Source organism: Mycobacterium mantenii (assembly GCF_010731775.1).
GTDB classification, from domain to species: domain Bacteria; phylum Actinomycetota; class Actinomycetes; order Mycobacteriales; family Mycobacteriaceae; genus Mycobacterium; species Mycobacterium mantenii.
This window is the reverse complement of the sequence record NZ_AP022590.1, coordinates 3,014,626-3,032,818: the sequence shown is the minus strand read 5'-3', so window position 1 is coordinate 3,032,818 and position 18,193 is coordinate 3,014,626. Positions and strand designations below refer to the sequence as shown.

General features: G+C 69.7%; 16 protein-coding genes. 12 read left to right on the top strand and 4 right to left on the bottom strand.

What is annotated here, in order from left to right; translation table 11 throughout:
- Positions 1–108 precede the first annotated feature (108 nt).
- Complete coding sequence (locus tag G6N50_RS13530) at positions 109–1,404, top strand: MFS transporter (RefSeq protein WP_083095363.1); 1,296 nt, start codon at positions 109–111, stop codon at positions 1,402–1,404.
- Between the two features lie 10 nt (positions 1,405–1,414).
- Here G6N50_RS13530 and dapD read toward each other — a convergent pair whose 3' ends face one another.
- The gene (gene dapD, locus G6N50_RS13525; protein WP_142275575.1) at positions 1,415–2,371 is read right to left on the bottom strand and encodes a 2,3,4,5-tetrahydropyridine-2,6-dicarboxylate N-succinyltransferase; all 957 of its coding nucleotides are present in this window, start codon (positions 2,369–2,371) and stop codon (positions 1,415–1,417) included.
- Positions 2,372–2,655: 284 nt separating this feature from the next.
- On the opposite strand from dapD, the gene G6N50_RS13520 reads away from it, so the two are divergent.
- From G6N50_RS13520 to dapE, 3 genes are read left to right on the top strand one after another with little or no spacing between them, the layout of a single operon-like run.
- Entirely contained in the window at positions 2,656–3,471 is an 816-nt protein-coding gene (locus G6N50_RS13520) for a PPE family protein, SVP subgroup (protein ID WP_083095365.1), read from the top strand.
- A gap of 34 nt (positions 3,472–3,505) precedes the next feature.
- Positions 3,506–4,675, top strand: a complete 1,170-nt coding sequence (locus G6N50_RS13515; RefSeq protein ID WP_083095366.1) for a PPE family protein — start codon at positions 3,506–3,508, stop codon at positions 4,673–4,675.
- Positions 4,676–4,726: 51 nt separating this feature from the next.
- Positions 4,727–5,791 carry a succinyl-diaminopimelate desuccinylase gene (gene dapE, locus G6N50_RS13510; protein ID WP_083095393.1) on the top strand — a complete coding sequence of 355 codons (1,065 nt, stop codon included), beginning with the start codon at positions 4,727–4,729 and terminating at the stop codon, positions 5,789–5,791.
- Here dapE and G6N50_RS13505 read toward each other — a convergent pair.
- Entirely contained in the window at positions 5,788–7,914 is a 2,127-nt protein-coding gene (locus G6N50_RS13505) for an AAA family ATPase (RefSeq protein WP_169926962.1), read from the bottom strand. The genes dapE and G6N50_RS13505 overlap by 4 nt on opposite strands.
- A gap of 87 nt (positions 7,915–8,001) precedes the next feature.
- On the opposite strand from G6N50_RS13505, the gene G6N50_RS13500 reads away from it, so the two are divergent.
- From G6N50_RS13500 to G6N50_RS13470, 7 genes are all read left to right on the top strand, one after another.
- Positions 8,002–8,565, top strand: coding sequence for a TIGR00730 family Rossman fold protein (locus G6N50_RS13500; RefSeq protein WP_083095367.1), 564 nt, complete (start codon positions 8,002–8,004; stop codon positions 8,563–8,565).
- A gap of 74 nt (positions 8,566–8,639) precedes the next feature.
- Entirely contained in the window at positions 8,640–10,418 is a 1,779-nt protein-coding gene (fadD6, locus tag G6N50_RS13495) for a long-chain-acyl-CoA synthetase FadD6 (RefSeq protein WP_083095368.1), read from the top strand.
- 226 nt (positions 10,419–10,644) lie between these two features.
- Entirely contained in the window at positions 10,645–11,511 is an 867-nt protein-coding gene (folP, locus tag G6N50_RS13490) for a dihydropteroate synthase (protein ID WP_083095370.1), read from the top strand.
- Positions 11,508–12,518 (top strand): glucosyl-3-phosphoglycerate synthase, encoded by a 1,011-nt coding sequence (locus G6N50_RS13485; protein WP_083095371.1) that lies wholly within the window; start codon positions 11,508–11,510, stop codon positions 12,516–12,518. The genes folP and G6N50_RS13485 overlap by 4 nt, the downstream gene beginning before the upstream one ends.
- Before the next feature lie 59 nt (positions 12,519–12,577).
- Positions 12,578–12,937 carry a DivIVA domain-containing protein gene (locus tag G6N50_RS13480; protein WP_083095372.1) on the top strand — a complete coding sequence of 120 codons (360 nt, stop codon included), beginning with the start codon at positions 12,578–12,580 and terminating at the stop codon, positions 12,935–12,937.
- Complete coding sequence (locus tag G6N50_RS13475) at positions 12,934–13,515, top strand: DNA-3-methyladenine glycosylase I (protein WP_083095373.1); 582 nt, start codon at positions 12,934–12,936, stop codon at positions 13,513–13,515. Before G6N50_RS13480 ends, G6N50_RS13475 begins: the two co-directional genes overlap by 4 nt.
- 166 nt (positions 13,516–13,681) lie before the next feature.
- The gene (locus tag G6N50_RS13470; protein WP_066995255.1) at positions 13,682–13,855 is read left to right on the top strand and encodes a DUF3117 domain-containing protein; all 174 of its coding nucleotides are present in this window, start codon (positions 13,682–13,684) and stop codon (positions 13,853–13,855) included.
- 28 nt (positions 13,856–13,883) lie between these two features.
- Here the strand turns inward: G6N50_RS13470 and glgA are convergent, their stop codons facing one another.
- Positions 13,884–15,056, bottom strand: a complete 1,173-nt coding sequence (gene glgA / locus G6N50_RS13465; RefSeq protein ID WP_083095374.1) for a glycogen synthase — start codon at positions 15,054–15,056, stop codon at positions 13,884–13,886.
- 167 nt (positions 15,057–15,223) lie between these two features.
- Between glgA and glgC the strand changes: the two genes are divergently transcribed.
- Positions 15,224–16,438 carry a glucose-1-phosphate adenylyltransferase gene (glgC, locus tag G6N50_RS13460; protein ID WP_083095375.1) on the top strand — a complete coding sequence of 405 codons (1,215 nt, stop codon included), beginning with the start codon at positions 15,224–15,226 and terminating at the stop codon, positions 16,436–16,438.
- Between the two features lie 50 nt (positions 16,439–16,488).
- On the opposite strand, the gene G6N50_RS13455 is transcribed toward glgC, so the two are convergent.
- Complete coding sequence (locus tag G6N50_RS13455; protein ID WP_232068959.1) at positions 16,489–18,183, bottom strand: CocE/NonD family hydrolase; 1,695 nt, start codon at positions 18,181–18,183, stop codon at positions 16,489–16,491.
- Positions 18,184–18,193: the final 10 nt, after the last annotated feature.

Sequence of the window (18,193 nt, the reverse complement as noted above, 5' to 3'; positions counted from 1 at the left end):
CTTCACCTACCGTCGTAACCGTGTATCGACGCAACCGGATAGTGAGCGGCGCCCGTGGGTGAGGCCACTCGTTCCGTGGGCACCGTTGCCCCTGCCGCGCACACCCCCATGCGGCGGATCGCGGCGGCCTGTCTGGTGGGCTCGGCCATCGAGTTCTACGACTTTCTGATCTACGGGACCGCGGCCGCACTCGTGTTTCCCGCGGTGTTCTTTCCGCGCCTTAGCCCGACGGTGGCCACCATCGCCTCGATGGCGACGTTCGCGACCGCGTTCCTGTCTCGCCCGTTGGGCGCGGCCGTCTTCGGATATTTCGGGGACCGGCTGGGCCGCAAGAAGACGCTGGTCGCCACGCTGCTGATCATGGGCGCGTCGACCGTCAGCGTGGGCCTGGTTCCCAGCACGGCGTCGATCGGGATCGCGGCACCCTTGATCCTCATCGTCCTGCGGTTGCTGCAGGGGTTCGCCGTCGGCGGCGAATGGGCCGGGTCCGTCCTGCTCAGTGCGGAATACGCGCCCGCCGGTAAACGCGGCTGGTATGGCATGTTCACCTCGCTGGGCGGTGGCACGGCGGGGATCCTGGCCAGCCTGACGTTCCTCGCGGTCAGCCTCACCATGGGCGAGAGCAGCCCCGCGTTCATGGAATGGGGATGGCGGGTGCCGTTCCTGATCAGCAGCGGGCTGATCGGCATCGCCCTCTATGTGCGGCTGAACATCGACGAGACGCCGCTGTTCGTGGAGGAGAAGGCCCGCAATCTGGTGCCCAAGGCGCCGCTGGCGGAGCTGGTGCGGCTGCAGCGGCGCGAGATCGTGCTCGTCGCGGGCTGCTTCCTGGGCGGCATGGGGTTCGTCTACCTCGGCAACACCTTCCTCGTCATGTACGCCCACTCGCACCTGGGCTATTCGCGCAGCTTCATCTGGGGCGTCGGCGCCCTCGCCGGGCTGACGAGCATCGGGTTCGTCTCGTTCGGGGCATGGCTGTCCGATCGAGTCGGGCGCCGGCGAGTGATGCTGAGCGGGTTGGCCGCGTGTCTGCCGTGGGCGTTCGTGGTCATCCCGCTGATGGACACCGGCGACCCCGTCATGTACGCGGTCGCCGTCCTCGGCATGTTCGCCTGCGCGGCGGTGGCCAACGGCCCCACGGGGGCCTTCGTTCCCGAACTGTTCGCCACCCGCTACCGCTACAGCGGCGCGGCGGTGGCGATGAACCTGGCCGGCATCCTCGGCGCCGCCGTGCCGCCGCTGCTGGCAGGCACGTTGCTGGCGACCTACGGCAGCTGGGCGATCGGGCTCATGATGGCGACCCTGGTCGCGGCCAGTTTCGTGTCCGTCTATCTGCTCCCCGAAACCAGAGGCACCACGCTTGGCGCCGCCCCGGCCGCCGAGAGGGTCCCCGCCGACCTTTAGGTGTCCGCCTTCAGTTGGCGTGCAGGTCCTCGTTGAGGGCGATGCCCTGACCGCCGCGGGCCACCACTTCCACCGCCCCGCTCACCGAATTGCGGCGGAACAACAGGTTGTTGCCGCCGGACAGCTCGAGGGCTTTCATCGTTTTGCCTTCGGGCGTAATGACTTTGGTGCCCGCGGTGACATACAGGCCCGCTTCGACGACGCAGTCGTTGCCCAATGAGATGCCCAGACCGGCGTTGGCGCCGAGCAGACACCGCTTGCCGATCGAAATCACCTCGGTGCCACCGCCGGACAGCGTGCCCATGATCGAGGCTCCGCCGCCGATGTCGGAGCCGTCGTCCACCACCACGCCGGCGGAAATGCGGCCTTCCACCATCGACGCCCCCAGGGTGCCGGCGTTGTAGTTGACGAAGCCCTCGTGCATCACCGTCGTGCCCGGGGCCAGGTGGGCGCCGAGGCGCACCCGGTCGGCGTCGGCGATGCGCACCCCGGTCGGCAGGACGTAGTCGACCATGCGCGGGAACTTGTCGACGCCGTAGACCGTCACCGTTCCGTGCCGGCGCAGCCGGGCCCGGACCGCCTCGAAGCCCTCGACTGCGCACGGTCCGCGATTAGTCCAGACCACATTGGTCAATACCCCGAAGAGGCCGCCGGCGTTCAGCCCGTGCGGCGCCACCAGTCGGTGCGAGAGCAGATGCAACCGCAGGTATGCGTCGTAGGCGTCGGTGGCCACCTCGTCCAGCGAGCCGATGACCGTGCGCACGGCGACGGTCTCGGTGCCGCGGTCGTCGTCCCGGCCGATCAGCGCGGTCAGTTCGGGCGGAACGTCGGACAGCGCCAGCCGCGACGTCGCGCTGGTGCCGCCCGATTCGGTCAGTTCCGGTGCGGGAAACCACGTGTCGAGAATCGATCCGTCGGCGGCCAGCGTTGCCAGCCCGATACCTGCAGCTCCAGTCACGGCGGTCAGGTTACTTCGTGCGTTGCGCTCCGGTCCGCGCGCCCTGCGACAAAACGCGCCTCGGCGGCCGCGTGGCGGTAAAAGACCCACGCGGACAGGGCAATTCGGTGCCGCAGGGCGCGTGGTCCGCATTGATGGGCGTTCAGCGTGGCCAGTCCTAGCAGGTCAACGGCGTGAATTTCAGCGATTCGGGTACGCAGCTTCCGGGGGTCGGGGAGATCGTCTTCTGACCTTGTCCCGGGTCCCCTCATCGCCGGTCCGCTGTGGCCGCCTGATTGCCCGAGGAGAAGAACATGTCCTTTGTCACCACCCGGCCCGAGGCGCTGCTGACCGCGGCCAGCACCCTCGAAGGGCTCGGCTCGTCGATGGCCGCCCAGGATGCCGCCGCCGCGGCCGCCACCACGAGCATCGCTCCGGCGGCCGCCGACGAAGTGTCCACCCTGCAGGCCGCGCAGTTCTCGGCCTACGGCGCGTGGTACCAGCAGGTCAGCGCCCAGGCGAAGGCGATTCACCAAAATTTGGTGAACAACCTGAACAGCAACGCCGGGTCGTATGGAACGACCGAAGCCGCGAACCAGGTGACCACCAGGGCCGCAGCGCTGCCCGCAGCGGGACCGGCCGCCGCGGCCGCCGACCCACCGCCCGGGGACGCTGCCCTCGGCACCTCCATCGAGTGGGGGCAGAACGTCGGCTCCGCCGCGTCGGACTTCATCACCTTGGGCGAGGGCCAATTCGCTCCCGTCCCCGGCGCGTCCGGGATCCCCAACCTGACTTCGGACGTCGGTGCGGCAGCGCCGGCGAGCGCGCCCGCCCCGGCAACTCCGGCGGCCGTGGGTACGGCGCCGGTACTGGCGAGCGTCGGTCGAGGCCCGTCGATCGGTGCGCTGTCGGTGCCGCCCAGTTGGGCGGCAAGCGGTGTGCCGACGGTGAATCCCACCGCCGCGACGCTGACGGGCGCGGGTTTCACCGGCGCCGCACCCCACAACGCGTCGATGACCACCATCCCGGGTGGCCTGCCGTCGATGGCCACCAGCGGGCGCGGGGGCTACGGCCTGGGCGCACCCCGCTACGGCGTCAAACCCGTCGTGATGCCCACGCCGACCGTCTAGCACCCCCACCACGACTGAGAATAGGAGTCCCGCAATGACTTTCGACTTCGGAGCACTGCCCCCAGAGGTCAACTCCCTGCGCATGTACACCGGCCCCGGAGCCGCACCGATGATGGCCGCCGCCGCGGCGTTCAGCAGCCTGGCCGACGAACTGAGTACGACCGCCGCGGCCAGCCAGTCGGCGATCTCGAATCTGACCGGCGAGGAGTGGATAGGTCCGTCCTCGGTCGCGATGGTCACCGCCGCCGAGCCGTACGTGATGTGGATGCACACCACCACCGCCCAGCTGCAACAGGCGGCCGCACAGGCCATGGCGTCGGCGGCCGCCTACGAGGCGGCCTTCGCGATGACGGTGCCGCCGCCGCTGGTCGCGGCCAACCGGGCCCAGCTTGCTTCCCTGGTCGCGACGAACTTGCTGGGCCAGAACACCGCGGCCATCGCGGCCACCGAGGCGCAGTACGGCGAGATGTGGGCCCAGGACGCCGCGGCGATGTATGGCTACGCCACGTCGTCGGCCGCCGCGGCCAGGCTGAGCCCGTTGACGTCCCCGGCGCCCACCAACAGCCCTGGCGGGTTGGGCGTGCAGACGGCGGCCACGGCGGCGCAGACGAGCGGGCTCCGCGGGGTCGTCTCCAACGTGCCCAACGCCGTGCAGTCGTTCGCCGCGCCGGCGGCCGCCGCCCCGTCCGCATTGCCCGGCGCGGGTGCCGCGGGGAGCGCATTGGACAGCGTCCTCGGCGACCCCGTCGTGTCCAACGTCGGCAACGCCGGTTTCGACGTGGTGTCGTGGAACGTCTTCAACACCATCGTGTCCAACATCCTGTACAACCACACCCTCGACGCGGCGGCGTCCGGCAGCGCGGCCGGCAGCGTGGGCGGCGCGGCCGCCGGCGGCGCCCTGGTGAGCGCGGCGGCGCCGGTGAGCACCGCGGGCGCCGGTGCCGCACCGGTTTTGGCGAGCATGGGTTCGGCGGCCCCGGTCGGCGGGTTGTCGACGCCGGCCGCGTGGTCGGCGGCCACCCCACGGGTCCCCGCCGCGACCGTCGCGGGCACCGGGTGGACCGCACCGATCGAAGACCCGCACACCACGTGGGCGTCCGGCATGCCGGCGGTCGCCTCGGCGGGACGTGGCGGCTACGGCTACGGCATGGGGCCGCGGTACGGCGTCAAGCCCAAGGTGATGCCCACGCGGCTGCTCGTCTAGCCGACCGCGTGATCTGCGCGATTCGCCTCGATGACGCACTACCCTGAGACCGTGCTGGACTTACGCGGCGATCCGATCGCGCTGACCGCGGCGCTGGTGGACATCCCCAGCGAATCGAGGGACGAGGCGCGGCTGGCCGACGAGGTCGAGGCCGCGCTGCGGGCGCAGACCTCCGGATTCGAGATCGTTCGGGACGGAAACGCCGTGCTGGCGCGCACCCACCACCAACGGCCGTCGCGGGTGCTGCTGGCCGGACACCTGGACACCGTACCGGTGGCCGGAAACCTGCCCAGCCGCCGCGAAAACGGCGACCTGTACGGGTGCGGCACGGCGGACATGAAATCCGGGGACGCGGTCTTTCTGCATCTCGCCGCCACCGTGGCCGTGCCGGTGCACGATCTGACGCTGGTGCTGTACGACTGCGAGGAAATCGAGGCCGCCGCAAACGGTTTGGGCCGCATCGAACGCGAGTTGCCGGACTGGCTTTCCGCGGATGTGGCCATCTTGGGCGAGCCCACCGGCGGCTACATCGAAGCCGGCTGCCAGGGAACCCTGCGGGTGGTGGTCAGCGCCACCGGGACGCGTGCTCATTCGGCGCGATCCTGGTTAGGAGACAACGCGATTCACAAACTCGGCGCCGTGCTGGAGCGGCTGGCCGCCTACCAGGCACGCAACGTCGACATCGACGGCTGCGTCTACCGCGAGGGCCTGTCGGCCGTGCGCATCGACGGCGGCGTGGCGGGCAACGTCATTCCCGACGCGGCCGCGGTGACGATCAACTTCCGTTTCGCCCCCGATCGGTCGCTGTCCGACGCCCTGCAACACGTGCACGACGTGCTCGCCGGGCTCGACGTGCACATCGAACAGACCGACGCGGCGGCGGGCGCGCTGCCAGGACTGTCCCAACCCGCCGCCAAGGCTCTGGTCGAGGCCGCCGGCGGCAACGTCCGGGCCAAATACGGCTGGACCGACGTGGCGCGGTTCGCCGCGCTGGGCATACCGGCCGTCAACTTCGGGCCGGGTGATCCCAATCTGGCGCACAAGCGCGACGAGCGGGTCGCGGTCGCCGACATCACCGCCGCGGTGGACGTGCTGCGCGGTTACCTGAGCGGCTAAGCGTTACCGGCCCCGCACCGTTGCGCTTGCGCGGCGGCGTCGGCGGCGGCCGCATGCATGCCGATCGACGTCAGCTCGTCCGACACCATCCGCAGCGCCGCATCATCGCCGGCGGCCAGCGCGCGGGCATGTTGCAGCGCGATTCTGCCCGCGACGCAGTCGATCTCGTCACAGAGCCGGGCCAGCGGGTCGGCGGCCCGGCCGTCGCCCAGCCGGACGGCCTCGTGCCAGACCCGCAGTGCCACGGCGCGCTGCCCGCCGCGTTCGGCCATCCGGGCGGCGTCGCGCGCGGCGGCCACCGCGCCGTGCGCATCCCGCACCAAGGCCAGCCGCCAGGCCCGCGCCACGCCAAGCTCGGGCGCGAACAACGCCGACTTGGTGCCGTGCCTGGATTCGGCCCTGCTCAACGCTTTTGCCGCGGCGGCGGTATCGCCCCGCTGGGCCAGCGCGGTGGCCAGCAGCGTCAGCGACAGCGGTCCCCACGAGTAACCGGTGCGCTCCAAGGTGGCGGCGGCAGGCGCCAATAGCGCTGCCGCGGAGGAGAATTCGCCGGCAGCAAGCAGCACATGCGCCAGTAGCACCTCGCCGATCGCCCGACCCGGCTGTTGCAGCTCGGCGAAGTCGGTGAACTGCTGGGCGAGCCGGCGGGCATGCTCGGGCTGTCCTGCCATCAACAGCGCGGTCGTTTGACCCAGCCCGATCGTGAAGCGCAGCAGCCCGGGGTGTTCGGCGCCCAAGGCGCGCTGCGCCAACGGTTCGACGTCGTCGAACCGGCCCTCGCGCGCCGCGCACAACGCGGCCGCACTGGCCGCCCAGGCCACCGCCTGGTCATCCGCGGTCGGCGATGCCAGGACTTCGCCGGCGACCTTCACGGCGTGTCCGACATTGCCCGCGTTCATCGCGAAGGTCGCGCTGAGCGCATCGAGGGTGGTCCGCGGGCCGGTATCGGCGACCCGATTGCGCACGGTCCGCAGAAACGCCGTGGCGCGCTCGGGTTCGCTCAACATCCAGAACTGGTTCGCCGCCCGCAGCAGAGCCCAGTCCATGAGGGCGGCGTCGGTCAGCGCGGCGGAGTCGACGTCGGCCAGCACCGCGTCGGCCTCGCGGCCCCGGCCCTGCCATGCCAGGGCATGCGCCAGCGCGAGCCGCGCTGTCAACCCTCCGGACCGCTGCAGCGCCGATCGGGCCAGCCGTTCGCCAAGCGCCAGGTCGCCCAGCCGCAGCGCCTGCTGGGCAGCGGCGACAACGTCGGCGACCCGCGGCGGAGCGTCGCTGTCCAACGCCAAACTCACCAGCCGCAGCCGGTCGCTGAGATGTTCCGGCGAACGCTGCGACAGCAACTTGACCAGGTCGGTGCGTCGTTGCCGGGCGTCGTCGGGGTCGAGCGCCACCCGGGTCCGCTCGGCGAACAGCGGGTGGGCCGTATAGACGACCGGGTCGTCGGAGGTCCCGCCCCGCACCCGGGTCTCCGCCGCGCCCCAGGTGACCGCGTCGGCCACCGCGCCCTCGCCGGCGAGCGCGGTCAGGTCGGCGACCGACAGCGGTTCCGCGACGGCGAGATACTCCAGCACCGACCGCGCCGCGGTGGGCAGCTCGGCGAGAAACGTGTCGATCTCCGGGGGCGCCGTCGCGCCGCCGGGCGGCTCGACGTCGATCCGGGTGAGCAGGCCATCGCCCCACAACGCCGCGATCGCCTCGGGCGGCGAGTCCGCGCGGGCGGTGACGATCAGCCGTCCGGCGCCGTCCCGCGCCAGCTGGTACACGAGCGTGGCCGACAGCACGTCCAGGTGCTGGGCGTCGTCGACGACGAGCAACAGCTCGTCACCGCCCAGCGATGCCCTGGCGGCCCGCAACAGCGCGGCCGGCTTGCCGATCTCGGCGATCTCGACCAGATGGCTGAAGGCCCCGAACGGGACCGCGCGCTCGGTCGGGGTCCCGGTGACCCAGCGGACGAGCGTGTCCGGGTGCCGATCGGCGAAGCGCTCGGCGGCCACCCGGGCCAGGGTGGATTTGCCGACGCCGTCGGGTCCCAACACCACGGCTCCCCGCGCCCCGTCGGCCAACGCTGCATCCAGTCGCTCTGAGGCCGTCGCATGTTGGGGGACGTTCCATCGAATCGGCACTGCCGAATTTTATGGTGCGCGATCCGGGCGGCAGGGCGAAAGCCCCAGATATGACGGGCCATATGCGGTTGGTCTACCTTTGCGGATATGCCCGGCGAACGCGATTCATCAGGCGAGTGGTCGGTGTGTGTGTACTGCGCATCCGGCCCTCAGCATCCCGAATTGCTCGGCGTCGCTGCGGAACTCGGCGACGCGATCGCCGAACGCGGCTGGACGCTGGTGTGGGGCGGTGGCCGGGTGTCGGCAATGGGTGCGTTGGCCGGCGCGGCGCGCGCCCGCGGCGGCCGCACTGTCGGCGTCATCCCCAAGGTCCTGATGCGCCGCGAGATTGCCGACGCGGACGCCGACGAGCTGATCGTCAGCGACACCATGCACGAGCGCAAGAAGCTCATGGAAGATCGCGCCGACGCATTCATCGTGCTGCCCGGCGGCATCGGCACCCTCGACGAGTTGCTTGACGCGTGGACGACGGCCTTCCTCGGCCAGCACGGCAAGCCCATCGTGCTGCTGGATCCCTTCGGTCACTACGAAGGGCTGTGGATCTGGTTGTGCGGGTTGCTGGACAGCGGTTACGTCTCCCAGGTGGCGATGGACCGATTGGTGCTGGTCGACAAGGTGAGTGCCGCGATAAAGGCGTGCGCACCTGCCTGAGGCCGCCGACGGGTTTGCCACCCCTACTAGGCTGTCCGCCGAGCTTGACTTTGGAAACGAATCGAGGGAATGACGTGTCCGATCGTGACGGGGGAGCGCGCACGGCGGTCAAACTGACCGACATCGCATTGCGGGTGCCGGCCGTGCTGGCCGACCTGCCGGTGATCGCCCGCGGCGCGATGACCGGGCTGCTGGCCCAGCCGGGTTCCAAGAAATCGATCGGCACGGTGTTCCAGGAGCGGGCCGCGCGCTTCGGCGACCGGATCTTCCTGCGGATGGGCGATCAGCAACTGACCTACCGCGACGCCAACGCCGCCGCCAATAGATACGCCGCCGTCCTGGCCGCGCGCGGCGTCGGGCAGGGCGACGTCGTCGCGATCATGCTGCGTAACTCGCCCAACACCGTCCTGGCCATGCTGGCCGCGGTCAAGTGCGGGGCGGTGGCCGGCATGCTCAACTACCACCAACGCGGCGAGGTGCTCAAGCACAGCCTCGGCCTGCTGGACGCCAAAGTGCTCATCGCCGAGGCCGATCTGGTCAGCGCGGTGGCCGAGTGTGGCGGCTCCGGCAGCACCGAGACGATAACCGTCGAGGACCTGGAGCGGTTCGCGGTGAGCGCTCCGGCCACCAACCCCGCCTCGGCCTCGGCCGTGCATGCCAGGGACACCGCGTTCTACATCTTCACTTCGGGCACAACGGGTTTCCCCAAAGCCAGCATCATGACGCACCTGCGGTGGCTCAAGGCGCTCGCGGCGTTCGGCGGCATCGGGTTGCGGCTCAAGAGTTCCGACACGCTCTACTGCTGCCTACCGCTGTATCACAACAACGCGCTGACGGTGGCGCTGTCGTCGGTGATCAATTCGGGGGCGACGCTGGCGCTGGGCAAGTCGTTCTCGGCGTCGAAGTTCTGGGACGAGGTGATCGCCAACGAGGCCACGGCGTTCATCTACATCGGCGAGGTGTGCAGGTACCTGCTCAACCAGCCGGCCAAGCCGACCGACCGCGCGCACAAGGTGCGGCTGATCGCCGGAAACGGGCTGCGCCCGGAGATCTGGGACGAGTTCACCAAGCGATTCGGCATCGCCCGGGTCTGCGAGTTCTACGCCTCCAGCGAGGGCAACGCGGCGTTCATCAACATCTTCAACGTGCCCCGATCCACCGGCATCTTTCCGATGCCGCTGGCATACGTCGAGTACGACCACGAAACCGGCGTCCCGCTGCGTGACGACAACGGACGGGTGCGTCGGGTGCCGGCCGGAGAGCCCGGCTTGTTGCTCAGCCCGGTCAACCGGCTGCAGCCGTTTGACGGCTACACCGACCAGGAGTCGAGCGAAAAGAAGTTGGTGCGCAACGCTTTTCGTGAGGGCGACTGCTGGTTCAACACGGGCGACGTGATGAGCCCGCAGGGGCTGGGCCACGCCGCGTTCGTCGACCGGCTCGGTGACACCTTCCGCTGGAAGGGCGAGAACGTGGCCACCACGGAGGTCGAGGCGGCGCTGGCGTCCGACGAATCCGTCGAGAACTGCACGGTGTTCGGCGTCGAGGTGCCGCGCACCGGCGGCCGCGCCGGGATGGCCGCGGTCAAACTGCGTGATGGCGCCGAGTTCGACGGGCGGTCGTTGGCCCGTGCCGTGTACGACCAGCTTCCCGTCTACGCGTTGCCGCTGTTCGTGCGCGTGGTGGAGTCGATCGAGCAGACCACGACCTTCAAGAGCCGCAAGGTGGAGCTGCGCGAGCAGGCCTACGGCCCCGACGTCGAGGACCCGCTGTACGTGCTGGCCGGCCGCGACGAGGGCTATGTGCCGTACTACGACGAGTACCCGGCCGAGGTGGCCGACGGTAAACGCCCTTAGCGCCGGCGGCGCGCCCGCGTACGGCGTGTTCCGGTCGCCACACGGTGGCTTGGCCTGCGTCTGCGGTCCCCGGGCCGCGCGGGCGGCGGCGACCGGGCACCATATACGTGTGCAATCGACACCGCCGGCGGCAGCCGGCCGATCGACACCGCCGGGGGCAGCCGGCCGATCGACACCGCCGGCGGCAGCCGGCCGATCGACACCGCCGGCGGCAGCCGGCCGATCGATGCTGTGCGGCCGCCCGGTGGCGGGCGATCGCGCGCTGATCATGGCGATCGTCAACCGCACCCCGGACTCGTTCTACGACAAGGGTGCGACCTTCAGCGACGAGGCCGCCCGGGCGGCGGTGCACCGGGCCGTCGCCGACGGTGCCGACGTCATCGATGTCGGCGGCGTCAAGGCCGGGCCCGGTCAGGAGGTCGACGCCGACACCGAGATCACCCGGTTGGTGCCGTTCATCGAATGGCTGCGCGGCGCCTATCCGGACCAGCTGATCAGCGCCGACACCTGGCGCTCCGAGGTCGCCAAGGTGGCCTGCGCGGCCGGTGCGGATTTGATCAACGACACCTGGGGCGGTATCGACCCGGCGTTGCCGGAGGTGGCCGCCGAGTTCGGGGCGGGCCTGGTGTGTTCGCACACCGGCAACGCGCAGCCGCGGACCCGCCCGTTCCGGGTGAACTACGGGACCACCACCCGCGGCGTGGTCGACGATGTCATCGCCCAGGTCACGACGGCCGCCGAGCGGGCGGTCGCGTGCGGAGTGGCCCGCGACCGGGTGCTGATCGACCCGACCCACGACTTCGGCAAGAACACGTTCCACGGGCTGCTGTTGTTGCGCCACGTGAGCGATCTTGTTAATACCGGATGGCCCGTGCTGATGGCTTTGAGTAACAAGGACTTCGTCGGGGAGACTCTGGGTGTGGAACTGACCGAGCGGCTCGAGGGAACGTTGGCGGCCACCGCGCTGGCGGCCGCCGCCGGCGCGCGCATGTTCCGCGTGCACGAGGTCGCGGCCACCCGCCGGGTGCTGGAAATGGTGGCCTCCATCCAGGGAACACGCCCGCCGACGCGCACGGTGAGGGGCCTGGCATGACGACATCGGACCTGTTCGCCGGTGATCTCGCCAGCGACGGCATGCTCGCCGCCCGCCCGGGCGACACCTGGCTGGCCAACCGCCGCTGGAACCGGCCGAGCTGGACCATCGCCGAGCTGGAGGCCGCCAAGGCGGGGCGGACCATCTCGGTGGTGCTGCCGGCCCTCGACGAGCAAGAGACCATCGAGTCGGTGATCGAAAGCATCTCGCCGCTGGTCCGCGACTCTGGGGGCCTGGTAGACGAGCTGATCGTGCTGGACTCCGGCTCCACCGACGACACCGAGATCCGGGCCGTCGCCGCGGGCGCCCGTGTGGTCAGCCGCGAGCAGGCGTTGCCCGAGGTGCCGATCCGGCCGGGCAAGGGCGAGGCGCTGTGGCGCTCGCTGGCGGCCACCCGCGGCGACATCGTGGTGTTCGTCGACTCCGACCTGATCAGCCCGCACCCGATGTTCGTGCCGTGGCTGGTGGGCCCGCTGCTCACCGGTGACGGCGTGCATTTGGTCAAGAGCTTCTACCGGCGGCCCCTCAATGTCGGCCCCGATATTGGCGGGGTGGGAGGCGTCGCGGGTGCCACCGGTGGCGGGCGGGTCACCGAGCTGGTGGCCCGGCCACTGCTCGCCGCGCTGCGGCCCGAGCTGGGTTTCATCCTGCAACCGCTCGGCGGCGAGTACGCCGCCACCCGGGAACTGCTGACCTCGGTGCCGTTCGCCCCGGGCTACGGCGTGGAGATCGGCCTGCTGGTGGACACCTTTGACCGGCTGGGTCTGGACGCGATCGCTCAGGTCAACCTGGGCGTTCGCGCGCACCGCAACCGGCCGCTGGCCGAGCTGGGCGCGATGAGCCGGCAGGTCATCGCGACCCTGCTGTCGCGCTGCGGGATCCCGGACTCCGGCGTCGGGCTGACCCAGTTCGTCGCCGGCGGCCCCGATGTCGAGGGCTACACCCAGCACACCTCGCCGGTGTCGCTGGCGGACCGGCCGCCGATGCAGGCGATCAGGCCCCGCTAGGGTCCGGGGTGGTCACGCTGACCGTCGCCGTGTCGGCGGCATAAGGCAGTATCGATCACGTGGCGTTGGTGTTGCTGTACCTGGTGGTTCTGGTGCTGGTGGCGATCGTCCTGTTCGGCGCGGCCAGCCTGTTGTTCGGTCGCGGCGAACAGCTGCCGCCCCTGCCCCGCGGCACGACGGCGACGGTGCTGCCCGCGTTCGGGGTGACCGGTTCCGACGTCGACGCCGTTAAGTTCACCCAGGTCCTGCGCGGTTACAAAACCAGTGAAGTGGACTGGGTGCTGGACCGGCTCGCACGCGAGCTCGAGGCGCTGCGCGGCCAGCTGGCCGCCGTGCACGCCTCGCCGGCCGCCGCGCAGGAGACCGAGGGCGAATCCGGGGAACCCGACGACGGCGAGGATCGTCAGGACTCAGTGTGAGTGAAGACGAGCTGGTTCGCTGCGGTTGGGCGACCGTGCGGCCCGGACCCGATTTCGAGCTCTACCGCGACTACCACGACCGGGAATGGGGCCAACCGGTGCGCGACGGGGTCGCGTTGTTCGAGCGGATGAGCCTGGAGGCCTTTCAAAGTGGCCTGTCGTGGCTGCTCATCCTGCGGAAGCGGGAGAATTTCCGGCGCGCGTTCGCCGGCTTCGACATCACCGAGGTCGCCCGTTATACCGACGCCGACGTGCGGCGGCTGATGGCGGATCAGGGAATCGTCCGCAACCGCGCCAAGATTGAGGCGACGATCGCCAACGCGCGCGCCGCCGCTGAACTGGGAACGCCCGCGGACCTGGCGGCCCTGCTGTGGTCGTTTGCGCCGTTGCCGCGGCCCCGGCCGGCCGACGCATCCCAAATCCCCTCGGCCACTGATGAATCGAAGGCTATGGCGCGTGACCTCAAGCGGCGCGGGTTCCGCTTCGTGGGACCGACCACCGCCTATGCGCTGATGCAGGCAACGGGGATGGTCGACGACCATATTCGCGGTTGCTGGGTGCCCGTGCCGGCCCGCTGAACACACACATGTGGGTCTTTGTACAAGTGGTGACCTGGATAGGGAACAATGGAGGGGTGATAACGCAGTTCGATGCCGGGCATGGCTTGAAGTTCGCTGGCGGGGCATGCTCGGCGCCGACCAGGTCCGTACGGGCGGGCCAGCTCGAATCTGGAGGGAGCACTCGATGGCGGCGATGAAGCCCCGGACCGGAGACGGTCCTCTGGAAGCGACGAAGGAGGGGCGCGGCATCGTGATGCGGGTACCACTTGAAGGAGGCGGTCGACTGGTCGTCGAGCTGACTCCAGACGAGGCCGCTGCCCTTGGTGACGAACTCAAGGGCGTCACAAGCTCCACTTAGGGCTTGCCGCCGAATGAAGACGGCGGGACTACGCACACACCTTCCGATAGATCTCCAAGGTCTGCTCGGCGACGTGGGCCCAGGAGAACTCCTCGACGCAGCGCTGGCGTCCTGCCTCGCCGTAGCGCTGCGCTTTTCCGCGGTCGGCGATCAGCTCGTTGACCGCTTCGGCCAGTCCGGCCTGATATCCCCCCGCATTGTCGGGGTCGTAATGCACCAGCGTGCCGGTGACCCCGTCGGCGACCACCTCCGGGATGCCGCCGACGTCGGAGGCCACCACCGCGGCCGAGCAGGCCATCGCCTCCAGATTCACGATGCCCAACGGCTCGTACACCGACGGGCATACGAAAACCGATGCCGCCGACAAGATTTCGCGTAACTCCCCGATGGGCAGCATCTCGCGGATCCAGAACACACCCGTGCGGCTGCGGGCCAGCGCGCCCACGGCGTCGCGGATCTGTTCGGCAATCTCCGGGGTGTCGGGCGCGCCGGCACACAGCACCACCTGCGCCTCGGGGCTGAACCGGTGGGCGGCGGCCACCAGGTGCGCCAGCCCCTTCTGCCGCGTGATCCGACCCACGAACACCACGATGGGCCGGGCCGGATCGACGCCGAGTTCGGTCAGCATCGATCCGGTTTGCACGGGCCCCGACGGGTACCAGACGCCGGTGTCGACGCCGTTGCGGATGACGTGCACGACGCTGGGATCCAGTGTGGGGTAGACGCGCAGGACGTCCTCGCGCATCGCGGAGCTGACCGCGATGACGGCATCCGCGGCCAGCACCGCGGTCTGCTCGACCCAGCTCGAGATCCGGTAGCCGCCACCGAGTTGCTCGGCCTTCCACGGGCGCAGCGGCTCGAGCGAATGGGCGGTCAAGACGTGCGGGACGCCGTAGAGCAGCGCGGCCAGGTGCCCGGCCATGCCGGAGTACCAGGTGTGTGAATGCACCACGCTGGCCGCCGATGCCGCGTTGGCCATCAGCAGGTCGGCGGACAGGGTCGACATCGCCGCGTTGGCGCCCTGCAGCCGCGGGTCGGGCTGGTGCACCTGCACTCCCTGGGCGCCCGGGCGCGGGGCGCCCATGCAATGCACGTCGACCGCACACAGCCGCCGCAGCTGGGCGACGAGTTCGGTGACGTGTACTCCCGCTCCGCCGTAGACCTCCGGTGGGTATTCCCGCGTCATCATCGCCACCCGCATACCCGCACGGTAGTTTGCGGACGAGGGCCGCCGCGAGTCGGGTTGGCCACAGTCGGGGGCGATCTCTGCGGGGTGCGCAGCCAAATACCTTGACGGACAGCCGCACAGAACACCCCAATAGCGCGGTCCCTCTGGCAGCGTTTCGCGACGGCCGATAGGTTTGAACCATGAGGGAAGCGCCACACGTGCTGGGCATCGTCCTGGCCGGCGGTGAGGGCAAGCGGCTGTATCCACTGACTGCGGACCGCGCCAAGCCCGCTGTTCCCTTCGGCGGCGCCTATCGGCTGATCGACTTCGTGCTGTCCAACCTCGTCAATGCCCGGTATCTGAGGATCTGCGTTCTCACCCAGTACAAGTCGCATTCACTCGACCGTCACATTTCGCAGAACTGGCGGTTGTCCGGCCTGGCCGGTGAGTACATCACGCCGGTGCCCGCGCAGCAGCGCCTCGGCCCGCGCTGGTACACCGGTTCGGCCGACGCGATCTACCAGTCGCTGAATCTGATCTATGACGAAGACCCCGACTACATAGTGGTTTTCGGCGCCGATCACGTGTACCGGATGGACCCCGAGCAGATGGTCCGGTTCCACATCGACAGTGGCGCCGGCGCGACGGTGGCCGGCATCCGGGTGCCGCGCGGCGAAGCCACCGCGTTCGGCTGCATCGACTCCGACGAGTCGGGCCGCATCCGCGAGTTCGTGGAGAAGCCACTGGATCCGCCGGGGACCCCGGATGATCCCGAGGCGACGTTCGTGTCGATGGGCAATTACATCTTCACCACCAAGGTGCTCATCGACGCGATCCGCGCGGACGCCGACGACGACCACTCCGATCACGACATGGGCGGTGACATCATCCCGCGACTGGTCGATGACGGGATGGCCGCGGTGTACGACTTCAACGACAACGAGGTGCCCGGCGCCACCGATCGTGACCGGGCCTACTGGCGTGACGTGGGGACGCTGGACGCGTTCTACGACGCGCACATGGACCTGGTGTCGGTGCATCCGGTGTTCAACCTGTACAACAAGCGCTGGCCGATTCGCGGCGAGTCGGAGAACCTCGCGCCGGCCAAGTTCGTCAACGGCGGTTCCGCGCAGGAGTCCGTGGTGGGTGCGGGCAGCATCATCTCGGCGGCCTCGGTGCGCAACTCGGTGCTGTCGTCCAACGTGGTGGTCGACGACGGCGCGATCGTGGAGGGCAGCGTGATCATGCCCGGCGCCCGGGTCGGTCGCGGCGCGGTGGTGCGCCACGCGATCCTGGACAAGAACGTCGTCGTCGGACCGGGCGAGATGGTCGGGGTCGATCTGGAAAAGGACCGGGAGCGCTTCGCGATCAGCGGCGGCGGTGTGGTCGCGGTGGGCAAGGGCGTCTGGATCTAGCGCGACGATGCGGTCCGGGTAGCCGAGCGCTGAGGAGCTGCGTCGTCGGTCTAGCTCGGGATCTCCGGGATCAGCAGGTGCGCCCCGCGCTGCGGGCCCCAGTGCAGAATGACGCGACCGCGTGGCGAGCCTTTGTACCCGGCCGGAAACTGTCCGGTGAGAGGGTTTCTCGGAGACAACCACCGGCCGGCGACCACCAGCCGCAACTGCTCGCCGGCGCGGAACAACGTCGCCGACGGACCCAGCCCCACCTCGACCAGGGCCAACTCGCCGGCCGAGAGTGGCCGTGGATCGGTGCCCGTGATGACGGGCTCGGCCGGCAGGGACTGCTCGGGCTCCAGGGCGCGCAGCGCGACGCGCTGCCACCCGGTGGTCACCCGATCGCGCCCGTAACCGTAGGACCCCTCGAAGCCGACGAACCGCCCGCCGCGCCACTTTTCCACGCCGACGAACAGGTTCGCGTCGTCACAGCCACTCAGCTCGACCCACAACCGGGCCACCATCGGGCCGGTTAGTTCGACGTCTTCGGGAATGGTCCAGGTGAAAGACGCTGCGCTAGAATGTGTTTCGAATGCGATGTGGCCGGTAGTCTCGGGCTGGTCGGGCGTCAGCGTGCCGGCTTCGTCCAGATGCATTGGGCGCCAACGCGTGTGGGCCAGCGGCCATTCGGTTTCTTCGCGCACCGCGGTGACGGTGTCGCGGTCCTCGCGTACTTCCAGACGCACACTGCGGGAAGCCGGGGCGCCGTCCAGCACCTCCCGGAAGAACCTCAGCTGCTCGGTCAGCGCCGCTTCGGAGTAGAAGGTCGTCCACTTGCCGCCGCGGTGGGTGTACAGCCGGGCGTGACCGGAGCCGCTGTGGACGAACGCACGGATCGATCCGCGGCTGTGCAGATTGTTGTCCGAGAAGCTCCCGCAGACCAGCATGGGCACCTTGATCGCCGACAGGTCGGGCGCCACGGAGCGCCAGAACTCGTCGCGCAGCGGGTGCTCGTCCTGCATTCGTGCGAGGTCGTAGCTCTGCCGGGTGTCGCGACTCAGGTTGCGCGACCACAAGCGGCTGAACCCGGTCTCGTGAACGCCACCCAGAAACATCAGGTCGCGGTAGGCGTCGGTGAAGCCTTCCCACGGGCAGATCGCCCGCAGCGCCGGGGGCTGCAGGGCGGCCACGGCGTACTGGCTGATCGCCAGGTAGGACACCCCGAGCATGACCACATTGCCGTCACTCCACGGCTGTTTGGCGATCCACTGCACCAGGTCGTAGGTGTCCTCGGCTTCCTGGCGGGACAACAGGTTTCCGGTGCCGTCCGAATGGCCGCAGCCGCGGGAGTCGGCATTGACGACCACAAAGCCGTGCGCCGTCCACCATGCCGGATCCGGTGCCTCCCAACCGGTCAGGGTCGAAAAGGCCACCGGTTGCGGCTGGCGTAGCAGGCGGTATTGCCTCGAGAACGTCGCCTTGTTGCCGCGTCGGGTCGGCAGGTTGTCCTTGCCGTACGGGTGAATGCACAGGATGACCGGCCGGGGTGTTCGCGTCCCGTCATCGCCTGCACGAAAGACGTTGATCCGCAACAGCGTTCCGTCACGGGTGGCGACGGCCACGTCACGCTCGACGTGCAGGCCGGCGGGCGGGTCGGTGACGGAGACGGGCGGATTGGCGACGCCGCGAATCCTGGTCAACGCGTACCGCAGCGCGCCGGGGCGCCGCCACGGGCGGTCCAGGGCCGGTGGCCGAGTGTGCACCACGCCCATACCC

Bases quoted from the DNA above. Each gene is read 5' to 3' on its own strand.
- glgC (WP_083095375.1), top strand. From the start codon at position 15,224: ATGAGGGAAGCGCCACACGTGCTGGGCATCGTCCTGGCCGGCGGTGAG.
- G6N50_RS13470 (WP_066995255.1), top strand. From the start codon at position 13,682: ATGGCGGCGATGAAGCCCCGGACCGGAGACGGTCCTCTGGAAGCGACG.
- folP (WP_083095370.1), top strand. From the start codon at position 10,645: ATGCTGTGCGGCCGCCCGGTGGCGGGCGATCGCGCGCTGATCATGGCG.
- G6N50_RS13485 (WP_083095371.1), top strand. From the start codon at position 11,508: ATGACGACATCGGACCTGTTCGCCGGTGATCTCGCCAGCGACGGCATG.
- G6N50_RS13515 (WP_083095366.1), top strand. From the start codon at position 3,506: ATGACTTTCGACTTCGGAGCACTGCCCCCAGAGGTCAACTCCCTGCGC.
- glgA (WP_083095374.1), bottom strand. From the start codon at position 15,056: ATGCGGGTGGCGATGATGACGCGGGAATACCCACCGGAGGTCTACGGC.
- G6N50_RS13500 (WP_083095367.1), top strand. From the start codon at position 8,002: ATGCCCGGCGAACGCGATTCATCAGGCGAGTGGTCGGTGTGTGTGTAC.
- G6N50_RS13520 (WP_083095365.1), top strand. From the start codon at position 2,656: ATGTCCTTTGTCACCACCCGGCCCGAGGCGCTGCTGACCGCGGCCAGC.
- G6N50_RS13530 (WP_083095363.1), top strand. From the start codon at position 109: ATGCGGCGGATCGCGGCGGCCTGTCTGGTGGGCTCGGCCATCGAGTTC.